This window comes from Schlesneria sp., from assembly GCF_036405755.1.
In the GTDB taxonomy this organism is placed as follows: Bacteria; Planctomycetota; Planctomycetia; order Planctomycetales; family Planctomycetaceae; genus Schlesneria; species Schlesneria sphaerica.
On the sequence record NZ_DASWWZ010000033.1, the window covers coordinates 1 to 11,107 of the forward strand.

The 11,107-nt window shown below is 56.1% G+C and carries 8 protein-coding genes; 1 reads left to right on the forward strand and 7 read right to left on the reverse strand.

Annotated features, from left to right (window positions below):
* From VGE80_RS01065 to VGE80_RS01080, 4 genes are all read right to left on the reverse strand, one after another.
* Positions 1 to 2,298: sigma 54-interacting transcriptional regulator (locus VGE80_RS01065; RefSeq protein ID WP_440591361.1), on the reverse strand; the 2,298-nt coding region annotated here is incomplete at its 3' end.
* A 784-nt stretch (positions 2,299 to 3,082) separates the two neighbouring features.
* Positions 3,083 to 5,254: a hypothetical protein gene (locus VGE80_RS01070; RefSeq protein ID WP_440591362.1), complete on the reverse strand. Its 2,172-nt coding sequence runs from the start codon at positions 5,252 to 5,254 to the stop codon at positions 3,083 to 3,085.
* Complete coding sequence (locus VGE80_RS01075) at positions 5,247 to 6,128, reverse strand: ABC transporter ATP-binding protein (RefSeq protein WP_440591363.1); 882 nt, start codon at positions 6,126 to 6,128, stop codon at positions 5,247 to 5,249. Before VGE80_RS01075 ends, VGE80_RS01070 begins: the two co-directional genes overlap by 8 nt.
* A 17-nt stretch (positions 6,129 to 6,145) precedes the next feature.
* Positions 6,146 to 6,535: a GntR family transcriptional regulator gene (locus tag VGE80_RS01080; protein WP_440591364.1), complete on the reverse strand. Its 390-nt coding sequence runs from the start codon at positions 6,533 to 6,535 to the stop codon at positions 6,146 to 6,148.
* A gap of 431 nt (positions 6,536 to 6,966) precedes the next feature.
* Here VGE80_RS01080 and VGE80_RS01085 point away from each other — a divergent pair, with 431 nt between their 5' ends.
* Positions 6,967 to 7,221: a hypothetical protein gene (locus VGE80_RS01085; RefSeq protein WP_440591365.1), complete on the forward strand. Its 255-nt coding sequence runs from the start codon at positions 6,967 to 6,969 to the stop codon at positions 7,219 to 7,221.
* Between the two features lie 301 nt (positions 7,222 to 7,522).
* On the opposite strand, the gene VGE80_RS01090 is transcribed toward VGE80_RS01085, so the two are convergent.
* The 3 genes from VGE80_RS01090 to VGE80_RS01100 form a co-directional block, all read right to left on the reverse strand.
* Positions 7,523 to 9,097, reverse strand: a complete 1,575-nt coding sequence (locus VGE80_RS01090; protein WP_440591366.1) for a M14 family zinc carboxypeptidase — start codon at positions 9,095 to 9,097, stop codon at positions 7,523 to 7,525.
* 114 nt (positions 9,098 to 9,211) lie between these two features.
* Complete coding sequence (locus VGE80_RS01095; protein ID WP_373653567.1) at positions 9,212 to 9,898, reverse strand: hypothetical protein; 687 nt, start codon at positions 9,896 to 9,898, stop codon at positions 9,212 to 9,214.
* Positions 9,899 to 10,590: 692 nt separating this feature from the next.
* The coding region (locus VGE80_RS01100) for a methionine adenosyltransferase domain-containing protein (protein ID WP_440591367.1) at positions 10,591 to 11,107 on the reverse strand (517 nt) is incomplete at its 5' end.

The following is an 11,107-nucleotide window of genomic DNA, read 5'->3' on the forward strand; positions in this document are numbered from 1 at the left end:
AATATCGCCGATTTCATCCAGAAACAGCGTTCCCCGATGAGCCAATTCAAATCGACCTGGTTTATTCTCGTGAGCTCCCGTGAATGATCCGCGCACGTGTCCGAATAGCTCGCTTTCCAGCAACCCGGACGAGAATGCCGCACAGTTCACACTGATCAGAGGTCCGCTCCGCCGTGTACTGTTCTCATGGATCGCTTTCGCCAGCAATTCCTTCCCTGTCCCGCTCTCGCCACGAACTAGAACACTCGTTTCACTCGGCGCGACTTTGCGAACCATCTCCAGCACCTGATTCAACGCCGGACTGCGCCCGATGATTGCGTCACGACGGAACTCGGTCCCGGTCGCAGTGACAGGTTCAGAGCGTGTCGTCGCGATCTCGGCCTCCAGCATGGCGATTCGCTGACGTTGCTGCGCCAACTGATCCACCTTGGTTCGCAGTTCTTCGTTCAAATGTTTCAGGTTCTGATGCACGTTGGCGCAATGAAGCGCGATCCCTGTGATCTGTCCCAGCGCCGTAAGGAAGGTCAGATCTTCGGCCGAATACATCAATCCATTCTGTTTGCCTCCCAGAACGACGATCCCGGTAATTTCGCCATTGGTTTCCAAGCCGTGGACGAGATCCGCTTTCACCAGCCTTAACAGGCTTTGTGTCGGCGACAGATCATCGCGCGACACGGACGTGACGCGCTGAAGAGTCGGATCGGTCTGAAGCGCCTGGCAAAATTCCTGCGGTGCGGAAAACTGCATGGGAAGACCGGCGGAAACTCCTTGAGCACCGGCGAGTCGAAAAGTCGAGGTTTGCGAATCGCGAAGATACAGTGCCGTCAATTCGGACTGCAGCACGTCGCGACAGGACATCAGCATTCGTTCGGCGAGAAAGTCGACATCAGCCAATCGCCCCGCCGCCTGATTCATCCGCTGAAGTGCCTTGTCCAGCCGATACTTTTCGCGAAAGAAGCGTCGATCGACAAACGTCTGCCAGGAATCCCTCAACCAGATCAGCAACACGACAGCGAGCATGAGAATGCCAGCGATGATCCAGGAAGGCTGTTCCAGAGCCTGGGCTTTGCGGATCGTCATCGCCAGGGTTCCGCAGGAAATGACAAAAGCGACGGTTGCTGTCGCGGCATAACTGAGGACGTAGTACCACATCCCGCGGTTGACGATCTGATCAATCAGCATGAGTTTGTACCGGACAATCCCGACTGCGTATGCGAACATAAACAGCAGACTGGCCAGGAACATGGGAATTCGCCCTCCCCCCAGCGCAAATTCGGCCCGGTAGAAGAAGGCGAGATAGAGTGCATAGCCAATAAAGAACGAGGCGGCGCAGCCGGCACGCAGGATCCAGCGAACCTGATTCTTTTCAATGGGATTACGGGCCGTAAACCAACTGTGCGTCAGAGCCCCCAAAGCGATCAGAAAGTACACCGCTGCCACGGCAAAGTAGCTGTAGACACCGATTCGCAACCAGTTCAACAGCATCGAGACAAGTTGCGAGTTGAATTCCGCCTGTGGCCCCATCGAATGAGGCAAAAACCATAAGCCGCCGTCCACGGCGAGAAACGCCATGATCGTCAGAAGTGGAATGGCGTAGATGGCAGCGACAGTGGCAATCGGCCACTGAATCAGCGGTCGCTTCGAACGGGGGTAAACGAGGAAAAAGTGCAGAATGACGGCCGGGAGCAAGATTGCGCAGACAGCGAAGGGAAGGTTCAGCCAGAAGTTGCTGCCGACCGTCCACCAGTGAAAGCCCCCCACAAACGCGGCCAACGTCACGGAGCACATCACAAAGAAGAGTCGCGCGGCGTCATCGAACGGCCGACTCCAGAAACCGACCGCCCCCACTGAAAAAATAATCAGTTCGAGCAGGAACCAGACGAGAGTCAAACCCACTTCCCGCATCGGGACCGCTTGGATCTTGATCGCTGTGGAGACTGGCTGAGCGTCCGTCGATCGGACAAATTTAATCGGAACGTAGTTTTGCGCATCCTGCCGATGTGGACCCGGAGTGTTCGGGCGAAGCTGAAGATCCCGATTTCGGATGGCGAACTGTTCTCGCATAAAATCGAGACTGGTTTTAACCGGTTGACCATCCAACTCAATCAAGACGTCCTGGGGCTGCGGTACCGGTTGCCCATCCAGAGCTTCGACCCCGATTGTATCTTCGATGATGATGCCGGAGGTAAGGCCGGTAGGCCCGACAAGAAGAAAACGCAGGCGAAGGTCGGGCGCCGTGGCGACAACCACCATCACCACAACACAGTAGGCAACGATGGCGCCAGCAAAAACTGCCAAGCTCCCCCTAACCACCCAATTTGTGCGATCCATCGTCTATCCGATCTGGTTTCGAGGGGCCTTTCGGCGCCGAAAGCAACCGCTTCGGCGCTCATTTGGAAAAGTTTATTCTTCGGCGCGCGCCGAAAATCGTCCTCTGCTACAACCATCTTGCCCCGTTCGAGCCTGAAAATCAATGAAATATTGAATGAGATTCAAAAATTTGTGCGCCGAAACATCCTTTGGCACAAGGTTAGCTTTACATCTCTCTCGTGACGAGCAATCGCCACATGATCTTTCCCAGCCCGAACCCCCAGCGAACAACGAACCCGTTGGCTGTGAACTGCATGGCCCCCTCTGAGCAGTCTCTGACCCACTCTGCTCCCCGGAACCCAATCGCCAGTACACCCAACATAGTTGACGGACGCAGTTCTCTGGGGGTTCTTTTTCTTATACTGAGACGGAGCTGTCACCAGCACGTCTCTTGCGGTCAACGGATGGAGCAGGATGCAGTCGCCCTCACGGATGGGGGCGTTTTTCTTTTTGTACGTGCTAGTTCGGCCGTGCCAGTGTGGAATCCCCGAATCAAGACCGAGGGGTTCCGCGATACTTACTTGGAACTCTTAAGAGCATATTCTCGCCTGGCAGTAGAAACTCCCGGCGGCTCTGCACCGATTCTGCTGCGGACATCCCGGTCCGGGGGAATCGAGCATCCCGCTAAAGTGAAATCCACATCCGCAACGGATACCTGATTCGGATTCCTCTTCTCGAATAATCCCGCGTGACAAAGCTCTGCCAGCTTCGTTCATTGCGCAGAATTGCCCACTTCCCAGTTCATCCAACTCCGGTAAGCCAGCCCCACCCCCACCGTCGAGGAAACCAAGAACGTGGTAAAGGTTGCGGCCAGGATCATGGCGGGTTTCAACGTTGTCAGATCGAGCGGGAACAGAATAGGAGCGATGACTCCTGATACAATCGCAATCCAGCCGAGCACCGCAATCAGAACCACCACCCCCTGCGATTGCACTGTCATGGCCCAAACTCCGATGACATAGACAGCGACTAGCACGGTCACGATCACGGCATTCACACTGAGAATTGCCGGGATCGTCCACTGACCGAAACGCCCGGTGCAGAGCAGCCAGTTCCCATACACGCCTGAAACGGCGGCGATAGGCAAGAGCTCACTCAGCAGCCCGCGGAAATTTGTTAAAACCCAGTCCCGGCGTGAATTAGGTCGCAAGAGTTCGACGGACATCATCGGGCGGCGATACCAGGCAAAGCACAACGGAAAAAGAAGTCCGGTACCAAGGAGTTGAAGACACCCGAAATCGATTAGCTGCGTTCGGGATAGCCATTCAGCGGGGATCACCAGTGCCTCTACCACCTTTGCGATCACGATCATCACAATAAAGTTGTTGACCCACCCTTTCGTTGTCAGGATCCCCGCAGTCTCCCATTGATGAAGCGGCGTAACACGGGAGCGACCGCGGATTCGTTCCGCAAACTGTTCCATACGCGCATCAACCAACCTATATAAACGCTGCTCTCGCTTCGGCGACTTGGACTGCAGGGACACTTGGGTACTTGCCCACCCCTGCCAGCCGGGCACATCCACACAACTCAGCGGGACATCCCCCCCGCCCGACTCTTCCAACCCTCGTTGCAGCCCAGCGTACCACCGCGCCAGGTCATACGCCCCCCAGCAAGTCGCTGCCACGACGAAGAACGCCGCCCCAACCTGTTCCCCTCGCAGGAACCAATCCAGTTCCAGACGATTTGCGTTCGTCAGTAACAGACAGAACGGGAGCCCTAATGCCAGACATTGAACCGCGACCCAATTCGCCACGCCGGGTACCGGGACTCCCGAGAGGCCACCAATCCAGCGAGAAAAGCGCATCAGTACCGCAAGCAGTACGATGGGTACGCCACTCAGGGCCAAACTGGCGAGGAAAGCACTTCCGGCTCTGTGAAACAGAAGACACGACAGTCCCGCCGTACAGAGAGCAATCGCTCCGGCGGAACTGAAATGACTGCTCGCGAAACGGGGTGCCAGCAGGCGATGGGAAGACACAAACTGGGAGGATAACTGGATCGAAAGACCAACGTAAACCAGGAACCCGAAGACCACAATCAGATTCACTCGTTCGAGTCGCACGGGGTCGTATGCATGCGGCCGGACGCGAATCTGGGGCAACACCCGTTGCAGTTCGGACAGGACATTCGGGAACGCCGGTGGCAATTCCACCAGGAAAAGTCGCTTCAATCGCGGGAATTTCCTGAGTTCGTCGATGACCTCGGGAGAAACTCCCGTCGTCGAGGGGACGATACGCGTCGACACGGTCTCTAACTGGTGCAGGCCTCGCCATTCGCGCAACCGCGACAGGCTGACTCCACGTGGGTCATCGCAAATCAATGTCCTCAGATTAGGAGGCCAGTCGAGCTTCTCATCGGCCTGCACCGCATCGAAGCTTGTGAATCTGAGAAAATCCAGACGGGTCTGGTTATGCCAGGCGTGTATTCCTGCGGCCGTCAGACGCTGCGTACCATGAAGACTTAAGGAGACGAAACGATAACGCTCGCACAGTTCCGTCAATTGATCATCAGTAATGCTATTGTAGACGGTAAGCGACTCCAGGTGAGGCATGGCACCATCAGTCCACAACGGTGCGCATTGCGAAAGATCCATCACCTTCAGTGTGCGTACCTGGGACCAATTGATCGAGCGTGTCGAGTCTTTCCCGAATGTCATGTCGACGACTGGATCGGACGTTGCTGCCGTCGGATTTGCCGAGTTAAGTGACCTGGATCGAGCCACGTCCTCGGGATCCCTTGCGACCGCCATGGCGACCCCTGCTCCCACCAGCCCTGCCACTAATGCGAATCCCCACATGAGCGGATGAGTGCGATACGACAACCAGATGGCCCTCCATCGACGGGGACGTGCGATGACGGAATTTCGGGGGAGATCAGACATGGTGATACTCCAGAAAAATCTCTTCGAGATTGAGGTCTTCCACCACCACGTCTGCCTGCCACTGATGCCTTAATTCGGACACAAGCTGATCATCGACCCGTGTGACGGCCGCCACGGCCTGCTTCCCGTCCACGGCACAGCGCAAGGCTCCCGGGACTGTAAAATCCGCCGGAAGTGAGGATGCCGCCTTAATCCGGAATCGCTTCACCTGATCCTTGACGTTATCAAGCTCGTCAAACAGAGCGATTTGCCCCTCTTTCAGAATTGCCAGATGGGAGGCAACCCGCTCCAGATCCGAAGTGATATGTGTCGAGAACAGGATGGTGTGCTCGTTCTCCTGACAGAGTTCGAGCAACGACCGCAGAAATCCGCGTCGTGCGACAGGATCCAGACTCGCCACCGGCTCATCAAGAATCAGCAGCTCAGGTCGATATCCCAGGGCAAGCACCAGTGCCAGTTTCTGTAACTGACCGGGAGACAAAGGGCCGATTCGATGTTCCAGCGGAAGCTCCCATCGATCGAGCAGTGTCGCTGCCCACTGTTCGTCCCAGTCCTCGTAGAATGAAGAGGTGTAAGCAACGATATGCTTCACCTTCATCCACGGATAAAGCCGGACAGTCTGAGGAACATATCCGAGTCGACTTTTTGCCGAGGCACTGAGGTTCCAGGAATCCTCTCCAAACAGACTGACTGTCCCCGAGGTCTTTCTCAGCAGGCCAAGCAAACACTTGATGAGAGTGGATTTGCCCGAGCCGTTCGTCCCCACCAACCCCACAATGGCCCCTGCCGGTACGTCGAGATCAACGCCGGTGAGCACCTGCCTCGAACCAAAGGCCTTCTTCAGGGAATTGATCGTAATGACGGAATCAGCCATCGGGAGGTCCCCTTTCTTCACAAGTTCCGTTCTTTGAACACCGATTCGACAACGGAAATCACCTGCTGCTCAGTCAACTTCAGTTGCCACGCCCGTGTCGCCAGCTCTTCGGCGATCGGCCGCAACTCTTTCTGCCGTTCGGCAACCGTCGTCCGCGGTCCGGAACTCGTTCCAGCATCCGGGGCGAGGGGGACCCGCATTCCCACCCCTCTCTCGCGCTCGATCACACCGTCTGCTTCCAGACGGGCGTAGGCCTTCGAGACTGTCATCATGTTGACCTCGAGTGTCGCGGCCAATTGCCGCACACTGGGCAGCCTGTCCCCTGCCAACAGCCGGCCGCTGGAGATCATGGAACGAACCTGATCCATCAGTTGCCGGTAGATCGGCACTCCAGACGTAGGCTGCACGGCGAATTCGAGAGGGTTTTGTTGCATTTGTGTATCACGACAGTAATACACTGTGACATGAAAGTCAATTTCAAATTTCGACTTGGACCGGGACTTGCTTGGAAGCCTGCCTGGATCGGAAAACCGCCGCGACACCCCTTTGATCGATCTGCCGCATCGATCGGTCGCGAAGGTCAAATGAGAGCAGGGGAAAGACAGCCTCCAGGTGCTTCAAAACAGCACACTGAGCAGGCGGTGTGGGGAGGCCCTGTAGCCTTCAATCGCCTTAAAAACAGGCTCATCAACAACACAAAGAAAAACGTGATGGCTACTGTAAGAACGTTCGCGTCATCGACCAGAACCAACCGATGTTAGTTCCAGAAGTCGAACAAGCCCTGCCTTCAGGCCAAAAAACTCATTGGATGAGATCGACCGCAAAGGAGTAATGCACCATGGCACTGATTGAGCTGACCGCCACGCCAGATGCGTCTAATCAGAATCCATACTCCGATGACGTCAAGCAGATCTTCGAGGCCCTCCTCCGAGCGCTGCAGGCAGGAAACGGTTCAGCAGCAGAGGTCGCCTTCGCCCAACTGAAGCGAAGCTTTCAAAAAGGTCAGCGTCCCGCCAGCCGGAAGAAGCGCCGGAAGGTTGTGCAAAAGCGACCTAAAACTCCGCCCACGCTCGTCAACAACACCCCCGCGTGAAGGATTGTTGAAAAAACGGATCCTCGATTCGACGATTGTCGAAATTTCCAATCATCCGCCTGATTCCTGAAAACATGACAAGCGATCCGACGCGTCGACTCCTTTAACAGGGTCTTTTAACAGGGTCTTTGCCTCGTTCACCTGACGCAGATCGAACAAAAACAACACGAAGCTACACCGCGAAGTCGCGACCCGTCATGTAGCCAGTGCCTGCCACCACTCTTGTGGCGACAGGCACTGGCTGCAATCGAGATGTTCTCAGATTGGGAAATCCCACTCATCGAAGAGGGCTCAAGCCGCGTTACTCCGGTGGGGCCGGAAGTTCTTGATAACCACGATTACGTGGATTTCGCGAAATCGGTTCAATCGTGGAATAAGGAACGGGGCTGCCATTTGCATCTGGGTCCACGCCATTCTCTCCCTCACCCGCACCGAGAGGTCGCCCAACCACTGCGGCCAGCACCTGCGATTGAACCTGGGTCCAAGCCTGCTGCCAGTCGTTGCCAATGCTAACCTTGAGCGACAGAACGGCGGCCTCCAACGTTCCGTCAGAGAAGTCTTCCAGCGAACCAGGACTGAGTTCAGGATCCAGCAGCACAGGTTTCAACTTCGCATTACGCTCAAGCTCAAGTGCCAGGGGTTTTCCGGATCGGTTGTAGAGAACCTGCGACGGACCTGTTGTCGAAGTGAGGTGAATCACCCGACGCGGACGAAACGTGTACAGCGTGTCCAGGATCACACGTGTCTCAACTTCGCTGGCGGGGACAGCAAACGAAGGGACGCCGACCACCTGCCGATATCCTCGGCTGGGGAAATTACGGTTGAGCGGCACACCGCGAGAGTTCGTCTTCACTTTCCGAACCAGACCATCCGGGTTACCAGCCCGGAAGAACACGACTTCGATGTTCTTCGTGAGGTCCGGCCGGCTGGCCATTGCATCCGCCAGCAACTCGAGCCAGCGCACAGCAACGCGATCCTCACCATTTAAACCGGCGATCACCAGTATCCGGGTCCCCGTCGACCCGAATTGGGTGGAATGCATTTTCCGACCTTCGGTCGTCTTGCCAATTACCTTCCACTCATACCCCACGATGGGCTTCGACGCCTGAGGCGCTGTCGCAGGCTGCGCAGGAGCGGTCATCGTCTTCACCACAGGCGTAGCCTCCTGCCGCGAAACGTTTGTAATTTCCGATCCTGTGACAGCAGGAGCCTCGGCCGCACTTTCCGCAGGCCCTGACTGGGCCACCTGGGGCACCGCTGCGGGAGCTTCCTGAGCCTGTTGGGCGACCGTCGCGACTGGGGCTGGTTCGGGTTCTTTCTCCGTTTTTAGAGCTTCAGTCTGTACCGATTCGGCCTCTGCTGCAGGGGAACTTGCAGCGATATTTGCAGCCTCTTCCTGCTGAATACTTTCCTCGTGCTGGATGAGAATCTGTTCAACAACCTGATCGATCGCCGCACCGGGATCGAAGGCAATCCGCTGCAGATCATCCAGTCGCGTCGGCGGAAGTCGCGTTGGCTTGGATTTGGCCACTTCTTCCGCCGGAGTCTTATCCGCGGCGTAGGTGTCGATGGCCGACTGGGTGACTTGCCTCAATCGCTGAAACGCATCGTCGAGCGGCGCATCGGAATGCCCACCATGCTGGTTCGCGAAGTCATCGAGCACCGACTTCGTGTGCAGGTGCACGCGATTCACGAGTTCCTTAACAGAGCCTCGCGAGACTTCAGACAGACGCAGGTACTCGCGCTGCGCCTCTTCCTGAAGCCGCGCTGCAGCCGAAGGAGCTTCGTAAGGCTCACCTACCGAGGGTGTTCCCTGAAGATAAAAATACCCTGCCGTGGCGGCAGAAAGAGTCGCAAGCGTCATCAAAGTTCGCACGGTTGTCATCTCCAGACAGAGAATGGGGGCACTCCGTCGTGCGAGGCAGGTTGCATTCAAGTATACGCGGGCAGATCAAGGAGGCGGGGTGGTCTTCCGACCGGCATGCGAATCTCAGTCCAGGTCGATTCCCAGTCGCGTTCTCATTTCTTCAAACCGCCGCGCGAACTCATCCGTGGACGAGTGAATATGTTCGGCTTCGGTGATGAACTTGATCTTTTCCATTCGGGGCAGGCCGTAGTCATCGAGGATGTCTTCGAACTCGACAAGTTCCTGGCCATAGATGATCAACAGCTTGTGTTCATCAAGTTGGATCTCCCTTGGGATTTCAGGATTAAGAACAGCGACGCCGGTACATCCATCCCCCAGCAGCAAATCTTCAAACTCGTAAAAACTGCTCTTCAGCACCGGCAGATCAATATCTTCTCGATACAAGTCGTGATGACTGCCCCGGCGACGATCATGGCTGGTTTCCAGCACGACATCGACTTCGTGCCCAAGCGGTTCCAACAAGTCGAGGAACAGCTCCAGGAGGATTTCACTACTGGCGGCAGCCATGATGACCGGGATCCGGATCCCCGATTCCTGATCATGGTAGAAGTCGTGGCGATATCCCGCCTGAGGCACGATTTGCAGATCGTATGAGGGCCGAACTGCGTCTGTCAGCGAAAAGTTGCCGTATCGTCCTACTTTCAGATGAGCCTCGAGTTGCTCGTCACTCAAATTCTCGAAGCTGCTGCGTCCCTGCTTCGACTCACCGTCGCGATACGTGTTCTTGAAAAAATGCTTCAAGAACCCCATGACATTCCCCTCTCGCCTACGGTTTGGATCGACGCGACATCTCGCAGCGAACCCAGACGTGGATTTTCAATGCTTCAGAGACCGCCATTCGATCCCGTCATTGAATGAAATCTAGCACCCGTTTTGAGATTTCAGCGGAATCAGTCTTGTTCTGACGAGTGGAATTCCTAGGTAAATGTGCCACTCAATCCGACGATACCGGTCGAAGAGCTTCTGACATCAGACGGAACTTTTCTCGAGCGAAAACCTGGTCGAGTCGACGCTGGGGCGCAATTCCATGGGGCATCTCCTCCGCAGCGTAACAATTTGACGGGAAACCGCTTATGCCAGGAACACATCCCCCCAAATGCGATGCATCGATCTTGTCCGACCAGCGGTCCTCGCACCACATACAGTCCCCGCCCCTTAGACCAACGCGGCAGAGTTCCGGAGACAGGCTCTCCCACAAGCCACGCAGGCCGGTCGCATTGACAGGCAACTTCATCGAGTCCCTTCGCGTGCCTACTCGCTGTCCCCTGCCTGACGCTCCCCGCGCCAGTAGCCCCTGCACCGCAATCAAGTCTCAATCGATCAGTCAGCCATCTCCTGGAGCGGAGAAACCTTGGTCCATAAACAACGAAAGAACCCCGCCAGGAACCAAGCCTGACAGGGTTCTTCGTTTGAACTGATTTTACTGCTTATACCGAATCAGATTACAGACCGGCAGCCTTCTTGAGGTCAGCAGCCTTGTTGGTGGCTTCCCACGTGAAGTCGGCATCGTTACGACCGAAGTGTCCACCGCTGGCGGTCTTGCGGTAAACAGGTCGACGCAGCTTGAGGTACTCGATGATCGAGAGCGGAGTCATCTTGAAGTGCTCGCGAACCAGTTCGACGATCTTGTCTTCGGGAATGACATTGGTGCCACTCGTGTCGACGTGAACGCTGACCGGTTCGGCAACGCCGATGGCGTAGGCGAGCTGAACTTCGCACTCGCTGGCCAAACCAGCGGCAACGATATTCTTGGCGACGTGGCGTGCCATGTAAGCGGCAGAACGGTCCACCTTCGTGGGATCCTTGCCACTGAATGCACCACCGCCGTGACGGCCCCAGCCACCGTACGTATCCACAATGATCTTGCGACCCGTCAAACCGGTATCACCGTGCGGACCACCAACGACAAAGCGACCCGTTGGATTGATATGGTACTTGGTGTTCTTGGTCAGCAGTTCA